General features: G+C 71.6%; 21 protein-coding genes and 2 tRNA genes. 8 read left to right on the top strand and 15 right to left on the bottom strand.

The window, feature by feature from the left end:
- Positions 1 to 17 precede the first annotated feature (17 nt).
- The gene (gene valS / locus IPK37_15465; protein ID QQS00265.1) at positions 18 to 2,687 is read left to right on the top strand and encodes a valine--tRNA ligase; all 2,670 of its coding nucleotides are present in this window, start codon (positions 18 to 20) and stop codon (positions 2,685 to 2,687) included.
- A 281-nt stretch (positions 2,688 to 2,968) separates the two neighbouring features.
- Here valS and IPK37_15460 read toward each other — a convergent pair whose 3' ends face one another.
- From IPK37_15460 to IPK37_15450, 3 genes are all read right to left on the bottom strand, one after another.
- Entirely contained in the window at positions 2,969 to 3,664 is a 696-nt protein-coding gene (locus IPK37_15460) for a hypothetical protein (GenBank protein QQS00264.1), read from the bottom strand.
- Positions 3,665 to 3,747: 83 nt separating this feature from the next.
- A complete protein-coding gene (clpX, locus tag IPK37_15455) occupies positions 3,748 to 5,043 on the bottom strand; it encodes an ATP-dependent Clp protease ATP-binding subunit ClpX (GenBank protein QQS00263.1) in 1,296 nt (431 codons plus the stop codon).
- A 310-nt stretch (positions 5,044 to 5,353) separates the two neighbouring features.
- Complete coding sequence (locus IPK37_15450) at positions 5,354 to 5,632, bottom strand: hypothetical protein (GenBank protein ID QQS00262.1); 279 nt, start codon at positions 5,630 to 5,632, stop codon at positions 5,354 to 5,356.
- Positions 5,633 to 5,697: 65 nt separating this feature from the next.
- Here IPK37_15450 and IPK37_15445 point away from each other — a divergent pair, with 65 nt between their 5' ends.
- The gene (locus IPK37_15445; GenBank protein QQS00261.1) at positions 5,698 to 6,033 is read left to right on the top strand and encodes a hypothetical protein; all 336 of its coding nucleotides are present in this window, start codon (positions 5,698 to 5,700) and stop codon (positions 6,031 to 6,033) included.
- A 580-nt stretch (positions 6,034 to 6,613) separates the two neighbouring features.
- On the opposite strand, the gene IPK37_15440 is transcribed toward IPK37_15445, so the two are convergent.
- The 4 genes from IPK37_15440 to IPK37_15425 all read right to left on the bottom strand — a co-directional run bounded on the left by IPK37_15440 (position 6,614) and on the right by IPK37_15425 (position 10,111).
- On the bottom strand, positions 6,614 to 7,279 hold the full coding sequence (locus tag IPK37_15440) for an ATP-dependent Clp protease proteolytic subunit (protein QQS00260.1): 666 nt from the start codon (positions 7,277 to 7,279) through the stop codon (positions 6,614 to 6,616).
- A 34-nt stretch (positions 7,280 to 7,313) separates the two neighbouring features.
- Entirely contained in the window at positions 7,314 to 7,925 is a 612-nt protein-coding gene (locus IPK37_15435) for an ATP-dependent Clp protease proteolytic subunit (GenBank protein ID QQS00259.1), read from the bottom strand.
- A gap of 259 nt (positions 7,926 to 8,184) precedes the next feature.
- Entirely contained in the window at positions 8,185 to 9,828 is a 1,644-nt protein-coding gene (locus tag IPK37_15430; protein ID QQS00258.1) for a trigger factor, read from the bottom strand.
- Positions 9,829 to 10,034: 206 nt separating this feature from the next.
- Positions 10,035 to 10,111 (bottom strand) — tRNA-Pro (locus IPK37_15425).
- Between the two features lie 99 nt (positions 10,112 to 10,210).
- On the opposite strand from IPK37_15425, the gene IPK37_15420 reads away from it, so the two are divergent.
- A tRNA-Gly gene (locus IPK37_15420) sits at positions 10,211 to 10,284 on the top strand.
- Between the two features lie 68 nt (positions 10,285 to 10,352).
- On the opposite strand, the gene IPK37_15415 is transcribed toward IPK37_15420, so the two are convergent.
- The 7 genes from IPK37_15415 to IPK37_15385 all read right to left on the bottom strand — a co-directional run bounded on the left by IPK37_15415 (position 10,353) and on the right by IPK37_15385 (position 15,370).
- The gene (locus tag IPK37_15415; protein QQS00257.1) at positions 10,353 to 10,586 is read right to left on the bottom strand and encodes a CopG family transcriptional regulator; all 234 of its coding nucleotides are present in this window, start codon (positions 10,584 to 10,586) and stop codon (positions 10,353 to 10,355) included.
- The gene (locus IPK37_15410) at positions 10,576 to 10,890 is read right to left on the bottom strand and encodes a hypothetical protein (protein ID QQS00256.1); all 315 of its coding nucleotides are present in this window, start codon (positions 10,888 to 10,890) and stop codon (positions 10,576 to 10,578) included. The genes IPK37_15415 and IPK37_15410 overlap by 11 nt, the downstream gene beginning before the upstream one ends.
- Positions 10,891 to 11,014: 124 nt before the next feature.
- Complete coding sequence (locus IPK37_15405; protein ID QQS00255.1) at positions 11,015 to 11,743, bottom strand: DUF3618 domain-containing protein; 729 nt, start codon at positions 11,741 to 11,743, stop codon at positions 11,015 to 11,017.
- Entirely contained in the window at positions 11,740 to 12,201 is a 462-nt protein-coding gene (locus IPK37_15400) for a phage holin family protein (GenBank protein ID QQS00254.1), read from the bottom strand. The genes IPK37_15405 and IPK37_15400 overlap by 4 nt, the downstream gene beginning before the upstream one ends.
- Positions 12,198 to 13,121 (bottom strand): hypothetical protein, encoded by a 924-nt coding sequence (locus IPK37_15395; protein ID QQS00253.1) that lies wholly within the window; start codon positions 13,119 to 13,121, stop codon positions 12,198 to 12,200. Before IPK37_15395 ends, IPK37_15400 begins: the two co-directional genes overlap by 4 nt.
- Before the next feature lie 271 nt (positions 13,122 to 13,392).
- A complete protein-coding gene (locus IPK37_15390; protein ID QQS00252.1) occupies positions 13,393 to 14,598 on the bottom strand; it encodes a serine/threonine-protein phosphatase in 1,206 nt (401 codons plus the stop codon).
- Positions 14,599 to 14,779: 181 nt separating this feature from the next.
- The gene (locus tag IPK37_15385; GenBank protein ID QQS02930.1) at positions 14,780 to 15,370 is read right to left on the bottom strand and encodes a DsbA family protein; all 591 of its coding nucleotides are present in this window, start codon (positions 15,368 to 15,370) and stop codon (positions 14,780 to 14,782) included.
- A 167-nt stretch (positions 15,371 to 15,537) separates the two neighbouring features.
- Here IPK37_15385 and pepN point away from each other — a divergent pair, with 167 nt between their 5' ends.
- Together pepN and IPK37_15375 are read left to right on the top strand one after the other, a co-directional pair.
- Complete coding sequence (pepN, locus tag IPK37_15380) at positions 15,538 to 18,126, top strand: aminopeptidase N (protein ID QQS00251.1); 2,589 nt, start codon at positions 15,538 to 15,540, stop codon at positions 18,124 to 18,126.
- A complete protein-coding gene (locus IPK37_15375) occupies positions 18,123 to 19,550 on the top strand; it encodes an MFS transporter (GenBank protein QQS00250.1) in 1,428 nt (475 codons plus the stop codon). The genes pepN and IPK37_15375 overlap by 4 nt, the downstream gene beginning before the upstream one ends.
- 119 nt (positions 19,551 to 19,669) lie before the next feature.
- Here IPK37_15375 and malQ read toward each other — a convergent pair whose 3' ends face one another.
- Positions 19,670 to 21,790, bottom strand: coding sequence for a 4-alpha-glucanotransferase (gene malQ, locus IPK37_15370; protein ID QQS00249.1), 2,121 nt, complete (start codon positions 21,788 to 21,790; stop codon positions 19,670 to 19,672).
- Positions 21,791 to 21,900: 110 nt separating this feature from the next.
- Between malQ and IPK37_15365 the strand changes: the two genes are divergently transcribed.
- The 3 genes from IPK37_15365 (at position 21,901) to IPK37_15355 (ending at position 25,130) form a co-directional block, all read left to right on the top strand.
- The gene (locus IPK37_15365; protein QQS00248.1) at positions 21,901 to 22,944 is read left to right on the top strand and encodes a mechanosensitive ion channel family protein; all 1,044 of its coding nucleotides are present in this window, start codon (positions 21,901 to 21,903) and stop codon (positions 22,942 to 22,944) included.
- Positions 22,941 to 23,330: a globin gene (locus tag IPK37_15360; GenBank protein ID QQS00247.1), complete on the top strand. Its 390-nt coding sequence runs from the start codon at positions 22,941 to 22,943 to the stop codon at positions 23,328 to 23,330. The genes IPK37_15365 and IPK37_15360 overlap by 4 nt, the downstream gene beginning before the upstream one ends.
- A 63-nt stretch (positions 23,331 to 23,393) precedes the next feature.
- Positions 23,394 to 25,130, top strand: a complete 1,737-nt coding sequence (locus IPK37_15355; protein QQS02929.1) for a glycoside hydrolase family 13 protein — start codon at positions 23,394 to 23,396, stop codon at positions 25,128 to 25,130.
- The last annotated feature ends 142 nt before the right edge of the window (positions 25,131 to 25,272 follow it).

Below are 25,272 nucleotides of genomic sequence, written 5' to 3'. Positions count from 1 at the left end.
CTGGGAAGATTCGGCCCATGACGACCCCCGCTGATCCCTCCCCCGCCGGCTCCGCCCAGGTGCCCGAGAAGCCGTCCGTCGACGGCCTCGAGGACAAGTGGGCGCCGGTCTGGGAGGCGCAGGGGACCTACCGCTTCGACCGGGCCCGGGCGCTCGAGCTGCCCCGCGAGCGGGTCTATGCGATCGACACCCCGCCGCCCACCGCCAGCGGGTCGCTGCACGTGGGGCACGTGTTCTCCTACACACACACGGACTGCCTGGCGCGCTACCAGCGGATGACCGGTCGCGAGGTGTTCTACCCGATGGGCTGGGACGACAACGGCCTGCCCACCGAGAAGCGGGTGCAGAACTTCTACGGGGTGCGCGGGGACGCGTCCCTGCCCTATGCCCCCGACTACCAGCCGCGTTACCACGGCGACATGCCGGCCAAGGACGTCAAGGACGCCAGCAAGCAGGAGGCCATCTCCCGGCGCAACTTCATCGAGCTGTGCGACGAGCGCACCGTCGAGGACGAGAAGGCGTTCGAGGCGCTGTGGCGGCGGCTCGGCCTGTCCGTCGACTGGGGCATCAGCTACCGCACGATCGATGACCGCAGCCGGGCCGTGTCGCAGGAGGCCTTCCTGGCCCATCTGGCGGCCGGCACGGCGTACCAGTCCGAGGCCCCCGGCCTCTGGGACGTGACGTATCAGACCGCGGTGGCCCAGGCGGAGCTCGAGGCGCGCGACTACCCCGGCCACTACCACCGGGTGGCGTTCCACACGGTGGCCACCGACGCGGCGGCGAGCCGCCCGATCTACATCGAGACGACCCGGCCCGAGCTGCTGCCCGCGTGCGTGGCCCTCATCGCGCACCCGGACGACGAGCGGTATCAGCCGCTCTTCGGCACCACCGTGACGTCGCCGGTGTTCGGGGTGGAGCTGCCGGTGGTCGCCCACCCCGACGCGGAGATGGACAAGGGCGCGGGCATCGCCATGTGCTGTACCTTCGGCGACCTCACCGACGTCACCTGGTGGCGAGAGCTGCAGCTGCCGATGCGCTCGCTGGTCACCCGCAACGGGCGGCTCGCGGCCGAGACCCCGGACTGGCTCGCCGGGTCGGGGGCGCAGCTGTACGCCGAGCAGGTGGCGGGCAAGACGACGTACGGCGCGCGGACCGCGATCGTCGACGCGCTGCGCGCCAGCGGGGACCTCGACGGTGAGCCCACCCCGACCCAGCGGAAGACGAACTTCTACGAGCGCGGCGACAAGCCGCTGGAGATCGTGACGACCCGGCAGTGGTACATCCGCAACGGCGGCCGGGACGCCGACCTGCGGGAGGCGCTGATCGAGCGGGGCCGCCAGCTGGCCTTCCACCCCGACTTCATGCGGGTGCGCTACGAGAACTGGGTGGGCGGGCTCAACGGCGACTGGCTGATCAGCCGGCAACGGTTCTTCGGGATCCCGATCCCGCTGTGGTACCGGCTCGACGACGCCGGCGAGATCCACTACGACGACCCGATCGTGCCCGCCGCCGACACCCTGCCGATCGACCCGTCGGCGGACTGCCCGCCCGGGTACGCCCCTGACCAGCGTGGCGTGCCCGGCGGATTCGTGGGTGACCCGGACATCATGGACACGTGGGCGACCTCGTCGCTGACCCCCCAGTTCACGACCGGTTGGGGGGCCCAGGGCGGCGACCCCGAGCTGTTCGCCAAGATCTTCCCGATGGACCTGCGCCCCCAGGGTCAGGACATCATTCGCACCTGGCTGTTCTCGACCGTGGTGCGCGCCCATCACCTGCAGGACAGCCTGCCGTGGCGGCACGCGGCGATCAGCGGCTGGATCCTCGACCCGGACCGCAAGAAGATGTCCAAGTCGAAGGGCAACGCGGAGACCCCCGAGGGCATGCTGCAGCAGCACGGCTCGGACGCCGTGCGGTATTGGGCCTGCTCGGCCCGGCTGGGCACCGACGCGGCGTTCGACACCGGCCAGATGAAGGTGGGCCGGCGCCTCGCGATCAAGGTGCTCAACGCGAGCAAGTTCGCGCTGGGCTTCGGCGAGCCCGCCAGCTCCCACGATGTGCTGGCCGCCTTGGTGACCGAGTCGCTGGACCGGGCGATGCTGGCGGCGCTCGCGGCGGTCGTCGACAAGGCGACCCGGGGCTTCGAGGGCTATGACCACACCCGCGCCCTGGAGGACACCGAGACGTTCTTCTGGACCTTCTGCGACGACTACATCGAGCTCGTCAAGGACCGCGCGCACGGCGGTCGGGGCGAGGCCGCGGCGGCATCGGCGCAGGCCGCGCTGCGGATCGCGCTCGACGTCGTGCTGCGGCTGCTGGCACCGTTCCTGCCGTACGCGACCGAGGAGGTCTGGTCCTGGTGGCGCACCGGGTCGGTGCACCGCGCGCCCTGGCCCTCGGTGGACGAGCCAGGCCTCGCCTCGGCGACGTCGGGCGGGGGCGACGCGGTCCTGCTCGACGCGGTGGGCACGGCGCTGGCCGGCATCCGCAGGGCCAAGTCCGACGCGAAGGTGGGCATGAAGGCCGTGGTCACCTCGGTGACGCTGGCCGGCCCGGCGGAGGCGTTGGCGCGGATCCAGGCCGCGGAGGGCGACCTGTTCGCCGCGGGTCGGGTGGAGAACGCCTCGTACGTCGAGGGCGGCCCGCTCGAGGTCCGCGACGCCGAACTGGCCCCGCCCCCGGCCTGACCCGCGGTCCTGCCAGCGTCGCCTCCGTGACATCCCCCGTGAAATCCCCTGTGCTGCCGTGATCACGACAGCCGGCGGGCGATCACGGGGGACGTCATCACCGAGGGCCGCATACGACCGTTCGTGACCTGCGCAAAGGGTGCCATGGCACCCAAAGGGCAGGTCACGAACGGTCACTGGGGGCGTCACGGGGCGGACGTCATCAACGAGGGCCGTACCGGGCGGTCAGGCAGCAGGTCACGAACGGTCACGGGGGCCGTCACGGGCGGTCAGGCAGCAGGTCACTGCTCGCGCAGCAGGGCCGCCCCGGGGTTGGCGCGCGGGACGGGCGCGAGGCGTCGTACCCGCTCCTTGCCGGCGATCTGGGGTGGCGCGCCGGGCGCGACCAGGAACCACGGCCGGTCCCAACCCGCCAGGCCGAGCTGAGCCGACGCGAACCGGTCTCGGCTGGGCAGGTCCACGGCCCCGCACGCCGGCTCGTACACCAGCACGGTCCGGTCCTGCGCCCCGGCGAACAGCAGGCAGACGTGCCGAGGCAGCGCCGCGCTCCCGACGTACAGCAGGACCGGCGCACCCGGCCGCACCCGCGCCACGATCGCGTCGTACGCGCCCCCCAGCGCCGCGCGACCGAGCCCGCGGACGGGGACGACCCGGTAGTCATAGCCAGGGTCGGCGCTGTTGGCCTCCAGCTCGGCGGCCGCGCCCCACGGCGAGGTGCCCAGCGCACGAGGCCAGGGCAGCTGGGGCCGCCCGGGGTAGGCCAGCGAGCTGTTGGTCCGTCGCATGGTGCGGCGTTCCAGGGAGGCGAACCGCTCGTTCGGCGTGCGCGGGTCGCCGTCGGGTCCATTCACGACCCACCCGGCGTACGACGGATCGCGCAACATTCGGGCCACCACGAGGCAGGCCGCACCGCAACTGACCTCGCTCTGCTGCAGGGGGCCGACCTGGCCCAGCCCGAGACGAAAGACGCGATCCACGCCCCTCATCCTGCCTGGACCGGACCGGGCGCACCAGGCGAGCCCAGCTCAGGACCCAGCGTTCGGCCGAATCCCGCGTCGGCTCAGGCGGATTCCTTGCGCTCCTGGCGGTCGGCGCGCTTGCCGCGGGCCCGCAGCGTCGGCTCGCGCCGCACGATCGTCGGGTTGACGTTGTGCTGCACGACCTCGCGGGTGATGACGACCCGGGCGATGTCGTCCTCGCTGGGCACGTCGAACATGACCGGCAGGAGCACCTCTTCGAGGATGGCCCGCAGCCCGCGCGCGCCGGTGCCCCGCAGCAGGGCCTGCTCGGCCACGGCCTCCAGCGCGTCGTCCGAGAACTCCAGCTCGACGCCGTCGATCTCGAACATGCGCTTGTACTGCTTGACCAGCGCGTTCTTCGGCTCGACCAGGATCTTGGTCAGCGCGTCCTTGTCCAACGGCGCGACCGTCGTGATGACCGGGAGCCGACCGATGAACTCGGGAATGAGACCGAACTTGAGCAGGTCCTCGGGCTGGACCTCGGCGTAGTACTCGTCCGGGGCCTTCGCGGTGTGCAGTGTGGCGCCGAAACCGAGCCCGGACTTGCCGGCGCGGGACTCCACGATCTTCTCCAGCCCAGCGAAGGCGCCACCCACGATGAACAGCACGTTCGTCGTGTCGATCTGGATGAACTCCTGGTGCGGGTGCTTGCGGCCGCCCTGCGGCGGGACGCTCGCGGTGGTGCCCTCGAGGATCTTCAGCAGCGCCTGCTGCACACCCTCGCCCGACACGTCGCGGGTGATCGACGGGTTCTCGCTCTTGCGGGCGATCTTGTCGACCTCGTCGATGTAGATGATCCCGGACTCGGCCTTCTTCACGTCATAGTCCGCGGCCTGGATCAGCTTGAGCAGGATGTTCTCCACGTCCTCGCCGACATAGCCCGCCTCGGTGAGGGCGGTGGCGTCGGCGATCGCGAACGGCACGTTGAGCATCCGCGCCAGGGTCTGGGCCAGGTAGGTCTTGCCGCACCCGGTGGGCCCGATCAGCAGGATGTTGGACTTGGCGATGTCGACCTGCTCGTCGCCCTTGCGGTTGTTCTCGCCGGCCTGGATGCGCTTGTAGTGGTTGTAGACCGCGACGGCCAGCGCGCGCTTGGCGTCGTCCTGGCCGACCACGAACTGCTGCAGGAAACCGAAGATCTCGCGCGGCTTGGGCAGCTCCTCCAGGCCCAGCTCGCCGCCGTCGGCGAGCTCTTCCTCGATGATCTCGTTGCACAGATCGATGCACTCGTCGCAGATGTACACGCCCGGGCCGGCGATCAGCTTCTTGACCTGCTTCTGGCTCTTCCCACAGAACGAGCACTTCAGCAGGTCGGCGCCGTCTCCCACGCGTGCCACAGGCGATCCCTTCGGTTCGGTTGATGCGAGTGCAAGCGTTCGAGCGGGTGGGCGGCCGGACCCAGCCGGGACCGCCCGGGCCTGCGCCCGTGCATCCATCTTCCCTATTCGGCCGGCCCACCGCGAGGACAACCGGGGCGTGTCCGCTGAGGGCGGAAACCCGCGGGTACGGCGCCGCGCGGCCGAGACGACACCGCGGCCGCCGGATCTCCGGCGGCCGCGGGCACTCGACGTACGCCGTTGCGGCGCAGCCGATTTGCTATAGGTCAGCGCGAACTCAGGTGGGCCCCAGGGCGGGCCGCTGCGGCCGTCAAGCGTCCGGTGCGACCAGTCCTGGCAGTGCCGCATCGAAGAGCCGGATGAACTCGGCCGCGGTCACGATCTTCCCCTTCGGTCGCGCGGCCTCCTGGAGCCGGTAGGCCCAGTCGGCGGCGCGCAGCCGCTGGTCCGGCGTCCCGTGGTGGCCCGGCGCGGCGAAGAAGCAATCGCCGATGCCGTAGACCACCTGCAGGGCGTCCCGGACCCGCTTCCATTGCATCGAGACGCCGCGGGGGTGGCTGGCGTCGTACGCGGCCAAGGCGTCGGCCATGAGCTCGTCCGGCGGGTCCCCTCCGGGGTGCCGGGGAAGTCCACGCCCTTGTCGAACTGGACGTGGTGCCCGAACTCGTGGGCGACGATGACCTGCGGAGCGACGTCGCCGTAGCCGAGCTCCCGGAATCCCGTCAGGATCCCGTCACCCATCAGCAGCTTGTCGGGAAGACTCCGGATCGGGGCCGGATCGCCGGGGTGGGGCGTGACGGCGAAGGCGTTGAACGTGAGCAGGGGGTGGTTGCCGTAGCGGAACTTCGGCTGGTTCAGCGCCCCGGCGAGCAGCGCGGCCAGCTCCTTCGCCTCGCTGTCCGGGAACCCGAACTCCGCCGTCAACACCCGCGTCATCCGCGCCTGGTCCAGCGCGGTGGTGCCGTGGAAGGCGACGAGCTGGATGTTTGAGGAGTCGATGTCCCAGAAGCGGCGCAGGTCCATACGTCTTGGTGACGGCGTGCGTGTACTCGCCGGCCGGACCGTAGCTCTGCGGTTGCGCGGAGGTGACGTTGAGCAGGGCGTCGTACATGATCAGGATGCTGGCGATCCCCTTGACGGACGCGTCCTCCGCGGTCCATCCGGCGGTGACGCGCCCCACCCAGGTGTGGACGTAGGTCGGGCCGCACCGATAATCCGTCGGGTTGATGATGCCGAGGCCGCTTCGGGCGTCCGCCGGTAGGGCCGACCGCCCCGCGGCAAATCGGGCCTGATAGTCGGGCACGTGAGTCGCCAACCAGGCAAGGACGCTCCCCGCCGAGGGTGCCGACTCGGCCGTCTTGATGGTCGACGACGCCGCGTGCGCCGATGAATCCCGCGGCAAGGAGCGCGACAAGGCGCCCGCTGGTCTTCATGGCGAACTCCGCATCCGACGGGCGTCCCCGACAGCTCCCCATGAGCGGTGACCGCGCCCATCGACGGCAGCCTAAACGGCGACGGAGCGTCCACGGACGGTTCGGCCTCGCCCGCTTCAGGCTTGCCGCAGTCGAATTCAGCCCTGCGCTGACGCCTTCCGGCTGGATAGGACGTCGTCGATCAGGCCGTAGGCCTTGGCCTCGTCCGCCGAGAGGATCTTGTCGCGTTCGATGTCCTCGTTGACCTGCTCCGGCGTACGGCCCGAGTGCTTGGCCAGCGTCTGCTCCAGCCAGCTGCGCATCCGGAAGACCTCGTTGGCCTGGATCTCGATGTCGGAGGCCTGGCCGTAGTCCCCGCCGGCGAGGGCCGGCTGGTGGATGAGGATGCGGCTGTTCGGCAGGGCGTAGCGCTTGCCCGGCGCGCCCGCCGCCGTGAGCACGGCCGCGGCCGAGGCCGCCTGCCCGATCACGAAGGTCTGGATGTCGGGGCGGATGAACTGCATCGTGTCGTAGATCGCCGTCATGGCGGTGAAGGAGCCGCCGGGACTGTTGATGTACATCAGGATGTCCCGGTCGGGGTCCTGGCTCTCCAGCACGATGAGCTGGGCGATGATGTCGTCCGCGGAGGCGTCGTCGACCTGGACGCCGAGGAAGATGATGCGGTCCTCGAACATCTTGGTGTACGGGTCGGTGCGCTTCATCCCGTACGACGTGCGCTCCTCGAACTGAGGAAGGATGTAGCGGCTGGTCGGGGCCGGGACGAACTGGCCGCCGCGGCCGGGCTGCGGGGTCTGTAGGTACATGTCGGTCTTTCCCTCTGGGCAGTCGGGCCGGTTGTCAGTTGTCGGTGCCGCCGGCACCCGGGGTCTGGCCCGCGTGCTCGTAGACGTGGTCGACGAAGCCGTACTCCATGGCCTCCTGCGCGCTGAACCACCGGTCGCGGTCGGAGTCCTCGACGATCTTCTCCACCGGCTGGCCGGTGTGCTGCGCGATGAGCTCGGCCATCTTGCGCTTGATGTAGAGCATCTGCTCGGCCTGGATCTTGATGTCCGTCGCCGTACCGCCGATGCCGCCCAGCGGCTGGTGCATGAGGATGCGCGCGTTGGGGGTCGCGTAGCGCTTGCCGCGGGTGCCCGCCGAGAGCAGGAACTGCCCCATCGACGCCGCCATGCCCATCGCCACGGTGGCGACGTCGCACTGGATCCAGTTCATCGTGTCGTAGATCGCCATGCCCGCGGAGATCGAGCCGCCGGGGCTGTTGATGTAGAGCCAGATGTCCTTGTTGGGGTCCTCGGCGGCCAGCAGCAGCATCTGGGCGCAGATCGCGTTGGCGTTGTCGTCGCGGACGTCGGAGCCCAGGAAGATGATCCGCTCCTTGAGCAGCCGCTGGTAGATGTGGTCGTCCAGGCCCGAGTTCTGGTTCGGGCCGGCGGCGACGATCTCGCTCATGCTCACCGTTCTCCATCTTGTGTCGTGGTCTTGAGGGCGCAGGTCCAGGGTCGAACTCCGCTCACCTTCGATCGTCAAGGCTAACGTGGCTGGCTCAGTGCGCATTTCCCGCCACCGGCGATGTTCGCCCTGAGCGCAAGCCACCTCCGGGGGGAACGTCCGCGCGGCGCCGTTCGGAGGCGGGGGGAGATGCCGCGACGGCGTCGCCCCACGCGCGGGGGCGACGCCGTCGATGCACAGGCGGTACGGCGGGTGCGGCTCAGCCCTCGTCCTCGGCTCCGTCCGCGTCGGCCTCGGCCTTGGCCGAGGCCTTCTTCGCGGGCGCCTTCTTGGCGGGAGCCTTCTTCGCGGCCTTCTTGGCCGGCTTCTCCTCAGTCGCCGCATCCGCGGGCTCGTCGGCGGCCGTCTCGTCCGCAGCCGACTCTTCCGCCGCTGCCTTCTTGGCGGCCTTCTTCGCCGGGGCCTTCTTGGCCGGCGCCTCGGCGGCCGCGGCGTCCGCGGTGTCCGGGGTGTCCGCGCCCGCAGCGTCGTCCGCGGGGGATTCCTCGGCAGCCGCCGGTGCAGACTCGGCCGCGGTGGCTGCGGCGCCCGCCTCCTCGGCGGCCTCGATCGCGTCCTCGTCGAGGTCGTCGGTCTCGATCTCGGCGGACAGGTCCACGGGCTGGCCGTTGCTGTCCACGACCGTGACCTGCTCCAGCACGGCGGCGAGCGCCTTGCGCCGCGCCACCTCGGAGACCATGGCGCCGACCTGCTGGTTCTGCTCCATCGCCTGGGCGAACTGGCTGGGGTCCATGCCGTACTGCTGGGCGGTCATGACCAGGTACTCGATCAGCTCGCCCTGCTCGACCTCCACCTCCTGCTCCTCGGCGATCGCGTCGAGCAGCAGCTGGGCGCGCAGCGCCTTGGTGGTGTTGTCGGTGACCTCGCCGCGGTGCTCGTCGTCGTCCAGGCGGCCCTCGCCGTCGAGGTGCTGGTGCACCTCGGCGTCGACGAGGCCCTGCGGGACGTCGAATTCGACGGTCTCCAGGAGCAGGTCGAGGATCTTGTCGCGGGCCTGGACGCCCTGGGCGAACATCTTCGCCTGGCGGGCCTGCTTGGTGACGTCGGCCTGGAGCTCCTCGACGGTGTCGAACTCGCTCGCCTGCTGGGCGAAGTCGTCGTCCAGTTCGGGGAGTTCGCGCTCCTTGACCGAGCCCAGGGTGACGGTCACCTCGGCGTCCTCGCCGGCCCGGTCGCCGCCGGCCAGGGGGGCCCTGAAGGTCTTGGACTCCCCCGCGGACAGGCCGATCAGCGCCTCGTCCATGCCCTCCAGCATGTTGCCGGAGCCGATCTCGTAGGAGATGCCCTTGACCGAGTCGATCTCGTCGTCGCCGATGACGGCGCGCAGGTCGACGCTGACGAAGTCGCCGTCCTGCGCCGCGCGCTCGACGGTGGCCAGCGATCCGAACCGCTGACGCAGGGTCGTCATCCGGGACTCGGCCTCCTCGGCCACCGACGCGTCGTCGAGGGCGTCGACCTCGACCTTGAGCGCGTCGTACTTCGGCAGCGTGATCTCCGGGCGCACGTCGACCTCGGCGGTGAAGACGAACTGCTCCCCCTCCTCCATCGGCAGCTCGACGATGTCGACCTCGGGCTGGCCGAGCGGCTTGACGCCGGCCTCCTCGACGGCCTTGCCGTAGAGCTCGGGAAGCGCGTTGTTGACGGCCTCCTGCATGACGGCCGGCCGGCCGACCCGCTGCTCGACGAGCCGGGTGGGCACCTTGCCGGGGCGGAAACCGGGGATGTTCATCTGCGACGCGATCGCTCGCAGCGCCGCGTCGAGGCTGGGCTTGAGCTCCTCGTGCGGGACCTCGACGGTCAGCTTGACCCGGGTCGGGTTGAGGGTCTCGACGGCACTCTTCACTGCGCGCACTCCAGCGGATATCGAATCGGATCAGTCTGGTTGGCTCCCGGCGGGAGAGACTTCGGGTCATGCTATCGGCTCGGTCGGGCTTCCTCCGAACCGCGTACGACGTGGCGGGACGCGGTCGCCTCACCGGGATGGCGGATCGCGCCGTACGTCGCGGCCGGTCGTCTGTCCTCGGCATTGACAACGGACGCCGTACGTCGTGGTCGGGCTGACAGGATTTGAACCTGCGACATCGTGCTCCCAAAGCACGCGCGCTACCAAGCTGCGCCACAGCCCGTTGGCCCTCAGGCTACCCGAGCACGCCGTACCGGCCGATTCGCCATCCCGGACGCGGCGGTTAGACTACGAAACCGGCCCCGCCACAGCGGGGCCCGCTGCGGGTGTAGCTCAATGGTAGAGCCCCAGTCTTCCAAACTGGCTACGCGAGTTCGATTCTCGTCACCCGCTCCACGACCCACCGAGCGGCCCCTCGCCAACGCCAGGCCATCAGTCTGGTCCGCGTTCGACCTTGTTTAGAGTCAGGCTGAGCGTCCTAGCTCGCGCTCAACGGCGCGGCGGATCCACGACGACAGGGATCGGTCGTCGGCCTCGGCGGCGCGCTTGACCTCGTCCAGCAGGTCGGGCGGGAAGCGCACGGGCACCGGCGCGCTGAGGGCCTGGCGACGCCGGCGCGGGGGGCCTTGAGGTTGCTGGTTCTGCGGCTCTGCGTAGAACGCGTACTCCTGGTCTGGGGTCATCTGCTCAGTGCTCATGGCGGTCCCTTCGGTAGGTGGCGGCGAGGCCCGAAGATGCCTCGTAGCAGCCGATCGGGCGGCAGGTGCTCGGGTCGCCCGATCGGGACGGAGCCAGCGGAACCATCAAGACCCGGCCGCCGACCTCGGCGACCATAAGCCAGTGGGCGGGCGCCCTTGCTGGATAAAACAGCGGTCTGCTGTTCCAGATGTCGATCACGTCGGCCAGCCCCAAATGCGGGTGCTTGAACAGGTGCGCTGCCTGACGGTCGATTTCGAAAGGCGCGGTGTCATCGACCGCTTCGATATCGAATGGCTCCGTCACGTAACTACTGTATTACAAACGAATACGCATGAGCACGCGACGCTGGAACTTTTTCGGCGACAGCGAGGGGTGGCCACCGCGGACGATGGCCACCCCTTCGCCGTACGTCGGGATCCGGCTCGGCTCAGCCCTCGCGGGTGGCCTGGACCTCGTCCTTGGCGTCCTGCGCGGAGGACTTGACCTGCTCGGCGGAGTCCTGCGCGGAGGCCTTGACGGTCTGCGCCGCGTCCTGGCCTTCGGCCTTGACCGCCTCCGCCGAGTCCGCCGCATGCGACTTCACGGCGTCGACCGTGGCCTGGGCCTGCGGCTTCAGGTTTTCGACCGCCTCCTGAGCAACACCCTTGGCCTCCTCGACCAGGGGCTGCGCCTTCTCCTTCAGCGCCACCGAGGCCTCCCGCTCCTTGGCGGTGGACGGCATCAGACCGCCGAGCAGCGCACCGATCCCGAAGGCCACCAGGCCCGCGCCGAGCGGGTTGCCCCGGGTCTGGCGCCGCGCCGCTGCGGGGGCACCCTGGACCGCGCCCTGGGCGTCGGAGAGCCGGGCGGCCGCCTGGTCGCGCAGTTCGCCCGCCTGGTCCAGCAGCTGGTCCTTGGTGTCGCCGGCGCGGCCCATGAGCTCGTCGCGCCGGTCCGCCATGGCGTCCCGCGTGCCGTAGGACGAGCCGTAGTCGTCGTCCCCGCCCATCACCCGGTCCTTGAGGCCGCGCAGGGACTCTCCCACGCGGTTGACCTCGCGGCGGGCCATGTTGCCCGGCGTCACCTGGTCGGTCAGCGCATCCACGTTGCGCGACAGGTCGCGTCGGGTGGCCTCAATCTCCCGGCGGATCTGCTCCGGGTCGTTGCTGTTGGTCATCGCGTCTCCTCGTTTCCCTTGAGCGCATCGGGGATGCGCGACGTCGTTTCCGCCGTCTTCGGCATGCCGACCTTCTGCACTTCCTTCTTGCCGGCCATCGCGAGGACGGCGGCGACGATCGCCCACAGCACCGCGACGGTGAACGCCGCGCAGCCGATGGGCATGAACATGTCGAACACGAACATCAACGCGAGCGAGGCGAAGATGAGCGCGAGGTTGGCGGCGACGCCGGCCCCGCCGAGCATCCCCGCGCCCTTGCCGGCGGTCTTCGCCGACTGCTGCCCCTCGGCCTTGGCGAGGGCGATCTCCTGGCGCAGCAGCGTCGACAGGTCCTCGGTCACGTTGCCGAGGAGCTGGCCGATCGACGGCCCGGCGGGATCCGTCGGGTCGATGCCCGTATGCGGGTTGACGTCGAGGTTTTCCCCACGCGCCCCCGGCGTACTGGCTCCCGTCGTCATCGGCGGTCCTCGCTGGTGGGCGTGCCGACCTGCGGGGTGTACGTCGTCTCGGCCTCGGCGACCGGGGGCAGCCGTCGGCCGTCGGTGCCGAGGCCCGTGCCGACCGCGCCGAGGTCGTCAGCGAAACCCGGGGTCGTGCCGACCGGCATGCCGGTCACCTCGTCGTACGCCGGGGCCGCGGCGCCGGCCTCCATCGCATAGGCGCTGGCGGTGTCGTCGACGTACCCCTGGCGGCCGTAGGTGGCCGAGGTGTTGTAGGTCGCGGGCGACATCGGTGCCGGATACCCGGCGCCGTAGTCGCCGTAGTACCCCTGGCGGCTCACGTCGCCGTACGCGCGGGCGGACTGGTTCGACTCCCGAGCGTCATCCGCCATGCCGCGCGACAACCGGCCCACGACGAGCCCGGCGAGACCGGCAAGAGCCAGGAACGTGCCCGGCCGGCGGCGCGCAAACCGCGACACCTCGTGCAGCACATCGGCCGGCTCGCGGTTCTCCAGCCACGAGGTCGCATTGGTCAGGCGCCCGCTGGCCTGGTGGGCGAGGTCGGTGACCATGCCCTGGCGGTAGTCGGTGTTGTTCGGGTCGAGGATGCCGCCCAGCTCCTCGCTGAGCGTGCGCATCAGCCCGGCGAGCCGCTGCTGCTGCGTGCCGGCCTGGCTGGACAGCTCTCCCTGAGCCTGGCCCAGCAGGCTACGGGCCTCCTGCTTGGCGTGCTCGGCCACGTCGCGGGCCTCACCCTTGGCTTGTTCGGCGACCCGGCCCACCTGCGCCTTGGCGTCTTCGGCCACGCCGGCCGCCTGCGCCTTGGCCTCGCCGGCCACCCCTGCGGCCTGTTGCTTGGCCTGCTCTGCGGTCGACGGGTCGTCACGGCCGAGGCTGGCCGGGTCATAGCGGCCGGCGCCGTCGTACGGCTGCGTCATGTCGGGGGTCCCTTCGTCACGGATTCTGAGCGGCACGAACGCCGCTCGGAGCCACTGGTACCCACCGTGCTTCAGACAAAACCGGGCAAGCCGCCGAAAACGTCCCGACGTCGCGGCGAAAAGCCGGGACGGAGCGCGTCGCCCCTGGTCAGCGCTCCCTGGCCGGGCCTACCTTGGTCGCGTCAGATGAGCCGATCGCGACAGTTCCGCGCACGCGACAGTTCGGCTCATCGCGACCGCAGGGCCGCCCACGTCACTCGCGCTTGGCGCGTCAGTCGCGCCAGACGACGACGGCGCCACGGTCGTCACAGTGCCCGGCCGCGGCGTGCAGACACGCCGCGTGCGCGACGCCGTCGAACGAGGCGTCCGCGTGATCCGTCAGGTTGGCGATGAGGTTGGCGATCCCCTCGTCGACGTGGTTGGACCGATCCTCGATCAGTCCGTCGGTGTAGAGCATGAGCGCCTCGCCGTGCCCGATCGAGCCGCGGTGGCACGGGTACCGCAGGCCACCGACCAACCCCAGCACCGGACCCGACCCGGCCTCGATGGTCAACCACCGTCGACTGGGGGCGTCATAGCGCACGGCTGGCGGATGCCCCGCGCCGGTGACGGCATAGTCGCCGGTCTCCAGGTCGAGGCAGAGGTAGACGGCCGACGCGAACCCCTCGGACCACTCCTGGCGGGCCACATAATCGTTCGCGGCGACCATGAAGTCCGCGGGCGGCACGGAGCCGACCAGCGCATCGAATGCGCCCGAGAGCACGAGGGACCGGGTCCCCGCGTCCAGGCCCTTGCCGGACACGTCCACCAGCGCCACCTCGAGCAGCCGCCCGCCCTGGGTGCGCCGGATCACGACGAAGTCGCCGGAGAAGCGCTGGCTGTAGGCGGATTCCACGCAGGTCTCGGCGTGCCACTCCCCCGGCAGCGCCGGGACCCGGGCCCGCTTCAGCAGCCGGGTGCGCAGGTCGGCGAGCATCGTCTCGCCGCGGCTGCCCTGCACGCCGACCTTGGCGCGACAGGCGCTGCGCCACAGCGTGACCGCACCGACCGCGAGGGTGGCGACAGCCGCACCGACACCGTCGGACTTCACGGGTGCCGTCAGCGCGGCCGTCAGCAGGATCGCCGCCGCGGTCAGCGCCAGGATCGCGGTGTGGCGCCAGGGGCTGTGCATGGCTCCGGAGAGGACGACGAAGGGCAGGTAGGCCACCCAGGGGACCGTCAAGGGCGCGACGACGATGATCCCCGAGACGACCACGATGGCCAGCACGGTCGCCGCGACGGTCGCCCGCTCGTTGGTCTCGACGCGCGCGCGCACCGCGGCCCAGCCGCGCGCCAGCACGGTCCGCAGCGCGGGGGGCGGGAGCGCGGGCGGCCCGACCTCCCGCCGGGGCAGGGGGTGTGCGGCCGTGCCGTCCAGCCGAAGAGCACCGACACGGCTCAGCGCATCCCGCGCTGAGTCGATCGGCAAGCTGCCCATGTCCGGAGAGTAGTACGACGTCGAGAGGAACGCAGTCCCTACTTCCTATAGGATCCGGCCGTTCCACGGCGTCGCAGGTGACCGGTGGTACATCCCGTCGCTGGGCCGACGAGACTCTGGTCACACCCGGTCAGCGCCCACCTGGTGGGCATCTGAGCCCTCCTGCGAATCTCGGCGCCGCTCAATCCTCGTCGAGGATCGGGTCGACCGTCCGGGAGCGTTTCAGTTCGAAAAACCCGGGCGTTCCCGCGACGAGCACGCACCCGTCCCAGAGCCGCCCCGCGGCCTCCCCCTTGGGCGCCGGCGAGACCACCGGCCCGAAGAACGCGACGTCCCCCACGGCGATCACCGGGGTGCCCACGTCGTCGCCCACCAACGCGATCGCCTCGCCGTGACTGGCCCGGAGCGCCTCGTCCACCTCGTCGGTGTGGGCATAGCGCGCGAGGTCGGCGGGAAGCCCGACCTCGGCCAGCGCCTGGCGGATCACCTCGTCGCGGTCGTCCACCTTGCGCAGGTGGATGGCGGAGCCCATGGCGTCGTACAGCCGGCCCACCACCTCGTGCCCGTGCTCCCGTTCGGCGGCGACGATGACCCGGACGGGCCCCCACGAGCGGTCCATCAGCGCCCGGTAGTCCTCGGGCAGGTCGCGGCCCTCGTTGAGGACGGACAGGCTCATGACGCGCCAGTCGACCTGGAGGTCTCGGACCTTTTCCACGTCCTTGAGCCACCGGGACGTCATCCACGCCCAGGGGCAGGCCGGGTCAAACCACATGCGTACGCGCTCGGTCATGGGCGACACTCTGGCAGGTGCCGAAGGCGCCCGCGCGTCCGGGGCGCGGATGTCAGGATGGGTTCGCCCGCTGCGGCGTACCGGCGTGCCGGCCCGCTGCCGCCGCCCACCAGCCCACCCCCCGCCGAGATCCCCAGCAGGAGAGCACCGTGCCCGGTACCAACCTCACCCGCGAGGAGGCGGCCCAGCGGGCCGAGCTGATCCAGGTGGCGTCGTACGACGTCGCCGTCGACCTCACCGCCTCCGCGACCACCTTCCCGACCAGCAGCATCGTCCGCTTCAGCTGCGCCGCGCCCGGCTCGCAGACGCACCTCGACTTCGTCGGCGAGTCCGTGGCGTCCGTGCGGCTCAACGGGGTGAATCTGGACCCGCGTACGGCGTACGTGGACGGCCGCATCGCCCTGCCGGACCTGGCCGCCGACAACGTGCTGGAGGTCCACGCGGCCGGGCGCTACATGCACACCGGCGAGGGGCTGCACCGCTTCGTCGACCCGGTCGACGACGCCGTCTACCTCTACACCCAGTTCGAGACCGCGGACAGCCGCCGGATGTTTCCGGTGTTCGAGCAGCCCGACCTCAAGGCGACGTTCGCCTTCTCGGTCACGGCGCCGGCGCACTGGCAGGTCATCTCGTGCCAGCCGACCCCGGAGCCGACCGCCCTGGGCGCACGCGAGGTGCCGGATCTCGGATCCGTCGAGGTCGCCCGGTGGGACTTCGAGCCGACGCCGCGGCTGTCCAGCTATGTCACGGCGCTGATCGCGGGGCCGTACGACGTCGTCCGCGACACCGTCAGCGTGGGCGAGCGCGTCGTGCCGCTGGGGCTGTTCGCCCGCAAGTCGCTCATGCCCTATCTGGACACGGCCAACGTGTTCGACTGCACCAAGCGGGGATTCGCCTTCTTCGAGGAGCTCTTCGAGCTCGGCTATCCGTTCGCCAAGTACGACCAGATCTTCACCCCGGAATACAACGCCGGCGCGATGGAGAACGTCGGGGCGGTCACCTTCAACGAGATGTACGTCTTCCGCGCCAAGGTCCCGCAGGCCCTCGTCGAGCGGCGCGGGCTGACGATTCTGCACGAGCTGGCGCACATGTGGTTCGGCAATCTCGTCACGATGCGCTGGTGGGACGACCTGTGGCTCAACGAGAGCTTCGCGGAGTGGGCGTCGATGACGTGCCAGGCCGAGGCGACCCAGTGGTCCCACGCGTGGGCCACGTTCGCCACGGTGGGCAAGGCGTGGGCGCTGCGCCAGGACCAGCTGTCCTCCACCCACCCGATCTCGGCGGACATCCGCACGCTGTCCGACGTCGAGGTGAACTTCGACGGGATCACCTACGCGAAGGGCGCGGCGGCGCTGAAGCAGCTCGTCGCCTACGTCGGGCGGGATGCGTTCGTCGCGGGTCTGCGCGGCTACTTCCGCGAGTTCGCCTACGGCAACACGACGCTCGCCGACCTGCTGCGCCACCTGGAGGCGACCTCGGGCCGCGACCTCGGCGCCTGGTCCCGGGCGTGGCTGGAGACGGCCGGCCCGAACACGCTGCGCCCGGCGCTGGACGTAGACCCGGACGGGACGATCCGGGCCGCCGCAATCGAACAGACCGCCCCCGCGGAGCACCCCACCCTGCGTCCGCATCGCCTCGCGATCGGGCTGTACGACGTGGCCGGCGCGGGTTCGCCGGACGAGCGGCTGGTGCGGCGCGACCGGATCGAGCTGGATGTGGCCGACGCCCGGACGGAGGTGCCGCAGCTGGTCGGCGCCCGACGGCCCGACCTCGTGCTGCTCAACGACGAGGACCTGACGTACGCCAAGGTCCGCCTCGACGAGGCGTCCGTGGCCACGCTCATCGAGCACGCCGCCGGGGCCGACCCGCTGCCCCGCGCACTCCTGCTCGGCGCGGCCTGGGACATGACGCGCGACGCCGAGCTGCGCGGCCGGGACTTCGTCCCCCTGCTCCTCCACGCGCTCCCCGGCCAGAGCGACTCGACGCTGCTGCGGATGCTCCTCGCCCAGCTCACCACCACGCTGCGGCTCTACCTCGACCCCGCCGCGCGGCCGGCCGCTCGCGCCGACGCCGCCCAGCACCTGCACGACCTCGCGGTCGCGGCGGAGCCCGGTTCCGATGCCCAGCTGCAGCTCGTCTCGGCCGCGGCGGGTTCGGCGCGCACCCCGGAGCAGCTCGCCTGGGTGCGGGGCCTGTACGACGGGAGCCAGACCCTGACCAGCCTGGCCGTCGACACCGAGATGCGGTGGACCCTGCTGACGGCCCTGGTGGCCGGCGGCGCGGCCGGCGAGGAGGAGATCGCGGCTGAGGAGCGCCGCGACCCGACCGCTACGGGCCGGGAGCGGGGGGCGCGCGCCCGGGCCGCGATCCCCACCGCGGCCGCCAAGGCCGCCGCCTGGGAGCGGGTCTTCGGCGACGCCACGCTCTCGAACCAGATGGTCGACGCCATCGTCAGCGGGTGGGCCTCGGCGCACGACGAGAGCCTGCTCACGCCGTTCGTCACCGCCTACCACGACCAGGTCCGCGCCCTGTGGGAGGCGCGCACCTACGCGATCGGCGAGGTGATCGCGGCGGGCGCCTACCCGATGGCGCTCGCGGGCGAGCCGCTCCTTTCCGCGACCCAGGCCTGGCTCGACGCCAACGGCGACGCTCCCGCGGGGCTGCTCCGGTTGGTCGCCGAGAACCGTGACGCCGTGGCCCGTGCCGTCCGGGCCCAACAACGGGACGCGCGGCCGTGAGTGCGCCGGGCTCCCCCGCCCCCGCCCCCGCGCCCGGTGCGCCCGGCGACGCGGGACCGGCCGGGGCCCCCAAGCGGCTGCTCAACCGGGAGTCGCTGGCGTGGGTCTGGTACGACCTCGGCACCAGCGGCTTCAACTCCGTGGTGGTGACGTTCGTCTACTCGGTGTACGTCACCAGCTCCGCCTTCGGTGACACCGACGCCAACAGCCAGGCCCTCGGCACCGGCGGCTACATCGCCGCCGCGATCGTCGCGCTCTTCGCGCCCGTCCTCGGGCACCGCGCCGACCGGACCCGGCGACCCACGCTGTGGCTGGGGATCAACAGCACGATCGTGCTGGGGCTCATCGTGGGGCTGTGGTTCGTGCGACCGGATCCCGCCTGGCTGTGGCCCGGGATCTTCATGCTGGTGGTCGCGCAGATCTTCTGGGAGTTCTCGGCGGTCAACTACAACTCGCTGCTGCGGCACGTCTCCACGCCCGCGACCGTGGGCCGGATCTCGGGGATCGGTTGGGGCTCGGGCTATCTGGGCAGCATCGCCCTGCTCGTGCTGATCCTGTTCGGCTTCGTCGTGCCGGGGCACTTCATCCCGATCCCCAGCGACGACGCCCGCAACATCCGCGCCACGATGCTGCTGACCGCGGTGTGGTTCCTCGTCGGCATGCTGCCGATCCTCGTGGTGCTGCGCGACCGGGGCCGCCCGGCCGAGCCGCCGCAGCGGGAGTCCCTGCTCGCGGCGTACCGAGCGTTGGCGCACACGGTGCGCCGCATCGCCCGTGAGAGCCCGAACACGCTGCGCTTCCTCATCGGGTCGGCGCTGTTCCGAGACGGCCTGGCCGGGGTGTTCGCCTACGGCGGGGTGCTCGCGGCCGGCACGTTCGGGTTCAGCCAGCAGGGCGTGATCATCTTCGCGATCGCGGCCAACCTGGTGGCCGGGGTGGTGACGGTGGGTGTCAGCTCGCTCGACGACCGGATCGGGCCCAAGCCGATCATCATGGCGTCCCTGGTCATCACCATCGTGGCGGGACTCGGCATCTTCTTCTTCCACGCCGGTGGGGCGATCGTGTTCTGGATCCTCGGGCTCGCCCTGTGCACGTGCGTGGGCCCGCCGCAGGCTGCGGCCCGGAGCATGCTCGCGCGGGTCATCCCGCCCGGGCGGGAGGGCGAGATCTTCGGGCTCTACCAGATGACCGGCCGCGCGCTGAGTTTCCTTGCGCCGCTGGGGTGGACGCTCTTCATCGGGCTGGGCGAGACGGTGACCGGCGGGGGGCACGTGCAGTACTGGGGCATCCTCGGCATCATGGCCGTCCTCGTCGCGGGCCTGCTGGTGTTGATCCCGGTGCGCGCCTACCGGACGCCGCAGGAGGCCGGCTTCCAGGTGCACCACGGCGTCACGGACGGGGTGCTGGAGGGCGGTACGCCGTAGCCGCGCGCCGACCACGCGCCCGGCTCCCACACCTGCCGGCCCAAACAACGACCGCTCACGACCTGCGCTTTGGGTGCCATGGCACCCAAAGCGCAGGTCACGAACGGTCAGGGGTGCCGTCAGCCGCGTTGCACCGCCCGGGTGATGCGCTTCGCCCCTGGGTCGGCGATCACGTCGTCCAGCATCAGCGGCTGGCGATCCGGCCCGGCGAGCGGGACGCGCCAGTTGGGGTATTCCTCGTCGGTGCCCGGCTGGTTGATCGTCCGCACGTCCCCGACGAGGTCGGACAGGCTGATGCCCACGAGCAGCGCGGGGGTCCAGGACACGTACCGGTGCAGCGCCTCGACCACCTTGCGGGTGCGCCGGTCCTCCCCCAGCAGGCCGCGGTCGGCGAGCATCGCGATCATCGCCGCCCGGTCGGCCTCGTCCTCGGCGCGCTCGACCTCGACGTCCCGGGTGAACAGGCCCAGCTGCCCCCGGATCACCATGTGCTCACCGGTCAGGTACCCGGCCGTCGGCGGCAGGTCGTGCGTGGTCACCGACGCCAGGCACATCCGGCGGTAGTCCTCGGGGCGACGCACCCCACCGTCGTCGGTGCGCTCGAACCACAGGATCGAGGTGCCGAGGATTCCCCGCTCGCGCAGGTAGTCGCGCACCCACGGCTCCACCGTGCCGAGGTCCTCCCCGACCACGACGGCCCCGGCCCGGTGCGCCTCCAGCACCAGGATGCCGATGAGCGCGTCGTAGTCGTAGCGCACGTAGGTGCCCTCCGTGGGGCTGTGCCCCTCCGGCACCCACCACAACCGGAAGAGGCCGATCACGTGGTCGATCCGCAGGGCCCCCGAGTGCCGCAGGGCGGCGCGGAGCATGTCGCGGTACGGCGCGTAACCGCACTCGGCCAGCTTGTCGGGGCGCCACGGCGGCTGGCTCCAGTTCTGACCCAGCTGGTTGTACGGGTCCGGCGGCGCCCCCACCGTGACCCCGCGCCCCAGGGCGTCGCCGAGCCCCCACGCGTCGGCGCCCTCCGGGTGTACGCCGACGGCGAGGTCCTGCATGACGCCGATCGTCATCCCCGCGGCCCGCGCGAGCCGCTGCACCGACGCCAGCTGCTCGTCCACGATCCACTGCAGCCACATGTGGTAGCGCACGTCCTCGGCCAGCCGCTCCCGTTCCGCGGCCACGACGGCCGAGCGCGCATCCGAGAGCTCGTCCGGCCAATCGGCGATGCCGCGCTCGGCGGCGATCGCGCACCAGGTGGCGAAGTCCACCAGGCCCTGACCCTCGCGCGCGCAGAAGGCCTCGAAGCCCATGCTGCGCCGGGCCGAGGGCGCCGCGGCGTACACGATCCGCAGCGCGCTGTCCTTCAGCGCCCAGGCGGCGTCTCGAGCAATCGTGTCGGCCTGGGACAGCCGCCGAGCCTTGCGGGCGCACTCCTCGACGTGCTTGCGGTCCCGCGGCAGCAGGGAGGCCACCTCGGGGATGTCCTCGACCCGGATGTAGAGCGGATTCACGAACCGGCGCGAGGTCGGCAGGTACGGCGATGGTTCCATCGGCGCGACCGGCTCGGCGGCGTGCAGCGGGTTGACCAGCACGAAGTCGCTGCCCAGGTCCCGCCGCGCCCACGCCGTCAGGTCCGCCAGGTCGGCCAGGTCGCCAACCCCCCAGGACGCCCGCGACCGGGCGGCGTACAGCTGCACCATCAGCCCCGCCGCGCCCCGCGCGGCGACCTTCGGGGGCAGGCTCAGCGCATCCGGCACGACGATGAGCGGTGCGGTGACCGGGACCTCGTCCTCGACCTGCGCATACAGGGTGTGCCAGCCCAGCGGGAAGTCCGCCGGGATCGCGAACATCGCCTCGCCCACCAGGACCCCGTCGACGTCCCGGGGCGGGACGTTGTGCTCGAGCTGGCGGATCTCCCGACGCCCGCCGCGATCCTCCAGCTCCACCCAGACGGACACCGCCGCGCCGTGCGGCACGTGCACGGGAACGCCGGTCGACGTGCCGCGCCGCGCGAGCGTGCTGTGCGGCAGGGTGAGCCGCCACGGCCGCAGGTCGACCTCGCGCAGGCTGGCCTCGATCGCGGACTCGTCGCCGCACGGTACGTCGAGGGCCCGCAGCACCGCCACGATGGTCTCGGCGCCGACCACGACGTGGTGCCCCTGCCAGTCCCAATACTCGGTGGCGACGCCGTACGCGTGGGCCAGATCGGCAAGGGCCACCGAGGGCGCAGAACGGGACACGACAGGCCTTTCGTCGGGGAACCGTCCCGATCCTAGTGGCGGGCGCCCGCGCGACCCGCCCTCTGGACCACCCCACTGCCGCCGCCGCCGAACCCGTCAGAATGGGGCCCATGCACGCCGTCTCCGCCCGTGAGGTGTCCGCCGAGGCCTTGCTGGCGTGGCTCCTCAACCAGGGGCTGACGATCCTGCTCATCGTGGTCGTGGCGCTGGCGACCCGGTGGCTGCTGCACCGCCTCATCAACCGCGTGGTCGCCTCCCTCAGCGTGCCCAAGCCGGCGCGGACGGCGGCGGCGAGCGATGGTACGGCGAGTGCCGGCACCGCCTCGGGCACGTCCTCGACCCCGGCGACCGCCGCGGGCCGCGCCGAGGACGCCGACCCGGGGCGGATCCCGACCGAGGAACTGCCGACCGTACGCCGGCACGCCCGGCTCGCCGCCCGGGCCCTGGAGGGCAGCTTCCTCAACCCCGAACGGCAGCGGCAGCGCGTCGAGACCCTCGGCTCGGTGCTGCGCAGCATCACCACGGTCATCCTCTTCGTCATCGCGGTGCTCATGATCGGCGACGAGCTGGGCTTCAACATGGCGCCGGTGCTGGCCTCGGCCGGGGTCGGCGGCGTGGCGCTCGGGTTCGGCGCGCAGAGCCTCGTCAAGGACTTCCTGTCGGGCATGTTCATGCTGGCCGAGGACCAGTACGGCGTCGGCGACCTCATCGACGTCGACAATGTCACCGGCACGGTCGAGGAGGTCACCCTGCGGGTGACCCGGCTGCGCGACGGCGACGGCGTGATCTGGTATGTCCGCAACGGCGAGATCACCCGGCTCGCCAACAAGACCCAGGGCTGGTCGACGGCGACGGTGGACATCCCGGTCGGCTTCGGCGAGTCCCCCGAGCGCGTCATCGAGGTGCTGCGCACGGCGATGGCGGCCATGGACGCCGACGACCGCTGGGAGGACCTGCTGCTGGAGGAGCCGAAGGTCGTCGGCGTCGAGGCCACGGCGCCGGGCACCTTCTCGGTGCGTATCGTCGCCAAGTGCGCGCCCAACGAACACTGGGGCGTCCAGCGCGAGATCCGCGAGCGCAGCCTCATCGCCTGTGCCGACGCGGGCATCAAGCCGCCGCCGACCTACCCGCCGTACGGAGGCAACCCCACATGAGCGACCCCGACCAGCGCACGCCGTACGAGCGGATGGGCGGCGCGCCCACCTTCGCCGCCCTCACCCGGGCGTTCTACCGCGGCGTCGCGGACGACCCGCTGCTGCGGCCGATGTATCCGGAGGCGGACCTGGAGCCCGCACGGGAGCGGCTGGAGCTGTTCCTGGCGCAGTACTGGGGCGGGCCCACGACGTACAGCGATCGCCGCGGGCACCCGCGGCTGCGCATGCGCCACATGGGGTTCGCGGTGACCCCGGCGGCCCGGGACGCCTGGCTGACGCACATGCTGGCCGCGGTGGACACCCTCGACCTAGAACCCGACGACGAGGCGATGTTGCGCGAGTACCTGACCCGAGCCGCGTACTCCCTCGTCAACCGAGCCGAGTGAGCTGGAGAGAGCCACAGTGAGCTGGAGTGACCCCGAGTGAACGGGAGTGAGCCCGAGGTGAGCATGGACCCCGCGCGACCGGCTGGCCGGGCCCCGGCCTGGTGGCGAACCGCGGTGATCTACCAGGTCTACCCCCGCAGCTGGGCCGACTCGGACGGCGACGGCATCGGCGACCTGCCGGGCATCACGGCGCGCCTGGCGCACCTGGCCGATCTCGGGGTGGACGCGCTGTGGCTGTCGCCGTTCTACGCCAGCCCGCAGAACGATGCGGGGTACGACGTGGCCGACTACCGCGCCGTCGACCCGCTCTTCGGGACCATGGCGGACGCCGACGCCCTCATCGCGCGGGCGCACGAGCTCGGCCTGCGGGCGATCGTCGACCTCGTGCCGAACCACACGAGCAGCGACCACCCCTGGTTCCAGGCGGCGCTGGCCGCGCCGCCGGGGTCGGCGGAGCGGGCCCGCTACCTGTTCCGCCCGGGTCGGGGCCAGGACGGGGAGCTGCCCCCGAACGACTGGCGCTCGGTCTTCGGCGGCCTGGCGTGGAGCCGCGTGGCCGACCCGGACACGGGCACGCCGGGCGAGTGGTACCTGCACCTGTTCGACGTGACCCAGCCCGACCTCGACTGGACGAACCCGCAGGTCGCGGCCGAGTTCGAGGCGATCCTGCGGTATTGGCTGGACCGCGGGTTCGACGGCTTCCGGGTGGACGTCGCGCACGGGCTGGTCAAGGAGCCCGGCCTGCCGGACTGGCCGGCCGAACAAGAGCTGCTCAAGCCCGGCGACGACGGCTACGCCGGCCGCCGCCACGCGCCGATGTGGGACCAGGACGGGGTCCACGACATCTATCGGTCCTGGCGGGCGGTGCTCGACGCCTACAATCCGCCCGACGCCCCCGGTCACGACCCGGCCCGGGATCGGATCCTGTGCGCCGAGGCGTGGGTGGACCCGCTGTCCCGCGCCGCGCGCTACGTCCGCCCCGACGAGATGCACCAGGCCTTCAATTTCGACTACCTGCAGGCGCCCTGGACGGCCCCCGCGCAGCGCGCGGTCATCGACGCGTCGATCCGTGCCTGCGCCGCGGTGGGGGCGCCCACCACCTGGGTGTTGTCGAACCACGACGTCATCCGGCACGCCACCCGCCTCGCGCTGCCGTCGGCGCGGCGGACCGGCCGCGGCCCCAACGGGGTCGGCGCCACCGACCGGCAGCCGGACGCCGCGCTCGGCCTGCGCCGCGCCCGCGCCGCCACGACGATCATGCTCGCGCTGCCCGGCTCGGCCTACCTCTACCAGGGCGAGGAGCTGGGCCTGCCCGAGCACACCAGCCTGCCCGATGAGCTGCGCCAGGATCCGACGTGGCTGCGCACCGGCCAGCAGGAGTACGGCCGGGACGGCTGCCGCGTCCCGATGCCGTGGGAGGCACAGGCCCCGGCGTACGGCTTCAACGCCACCGGCGCGACCTGGCTGCCGCAGCCCGCGACGTACGGCGAGTTGGCCGTCGACCTGCAGCGGGAGGTGCCCGGCTCGACGTACGAGCTCTACCGCGCGCTGCTGCGGATCCGCCGCGAGCGCCGGCTCGGAGCGGGCGAGGTGGCCTTCGTCGATGGGTACGGCGAGGACGTGCTCGCCTTCTCGGTCGCCGCCCCGGGAGCACCGCCGGTGCTGGTCCTGGCCAACCTCGGCGCCACCCCGATCGCGCTGCCCGACCTTCCGGTGCTGGTCAGCAGCGCCGATGCCGGCGGCGGAGGGCCCGCGCCGACCAGCCTGCCGCCCGACGCCGCGGTCTGGCTGGCGGGCTGAAAGCGGCCGCCCGAGACGGTTCCGGGGGTATCCCCTTCTTTGCGCAACGAACGTATGCTGGGCGGGTGAGCGGTCGGGGCGCGGAGCTGATGGGCGGACGGTACGCCGCGGTGACCGCCTCCGTCCTCAGCCTCGTCACGAT

Origin of the sequence: Austwickia sp. (assembly GCA_016699675.1) — a bacterium.
GTDB lineage: Bacteria > Actinomycetota > Actinomycetes > Actinomycetales > Dermatophilaceae > Austwickia.
This window is presented reverse-complemented; position numbering and strand designations above follow the sequence as displayed.

Bases quoted from the DNA above. Each gene is read 5' to 3' on its own strand.
- IPK37_15395 (QQS00253.1), bottom strand. From the start codon at position 13,121: ATGACGCAGCCGTACGACGGCGCCGGCCGCTATGACCCGGCCAGCCTC.
- IPK37_15435 (QQS00259.1), bottom strand. From the start codon at position 7,925: ATGAGCGAGATCGTCGCCGCCGGCCCGAACCAGAACTCGGGCCTGGAC.
- IPK37_15360 (QQS00247.1), top strand. From the start codon at position 22,941: ATGAGCGACCCCGACCAGCGCACGCCGTACGAGCGGATGGGCGGCGCG.
- IPK37_15405 (QQS00255.1), bottom strand. From the start codon at position 11,743: ATGACCAACAGCAACGACCCGGAGCAGATCCGCCGGGAGATTGAGGCC.
- IPK37_15390 (QQS00252.1), bottom strand. From the start codon at position 14,598: ATGGGCAGCTTGCCGATCGACTCAGCGCGGGATGCGCTGAGCCGTGTC.
- IPK37_15400 (QQS00254.1), bottom strand. From the start codon at position 12,201: ATGACGACGGGAGCCAGTACGCCGGGGGCGCGTGGGGAAAACCTCGAC.
- IPK37_15440 (QQS00260.1), bottom strand. From the start codon at position 7,279: ATGTACCTACAGACCCCGCAGCCCGGCCGCGGCGGCCAGTTCGTCCCG.
- IPK37_15415 (QQS00257.1), bottom strand. From the start codon at position 10,586: ATGAGCACTGAGCAGATGACCCCAGACCAGGAGTACGCGTTCTACGCA.
- IPK37_15385 (QQS02930.1), bottom strand. From the start codon at position 15,370: ATGTGGTTTGACCCGGCCTGCCCCTGGGCGTGGATGACGTCCCGGTGG.
- IPK37_15450 (QQS00262.1), bottom strand. From the start codon at position 5,632: ATGGCCGACGCCTTGGCCGCGTACGACGCCAGCCACCCCCGCGGCGTC.
- valS (QQS00265.1), top strand. From the start codon at position 18: ATGACGACCCCCGCTGATCCCTCCCCCGCCGGCTCCGCCCAGGTGCCC.
- IPK37_15365 (QQS00248.1), top strand. From the start codon at position 21,901: ATGCACGCCGTCTCCGCCCGTGAGGTGTCCGCCGAGGCCTTGCTGGCG.
- IPK37_15355 (QQS02929.1), top strand. From the start codon at position 23,394: ATGGACCCCGCGCGACCGGCTGGCCGGGCCCCGGCCTGGTGGCGAACC.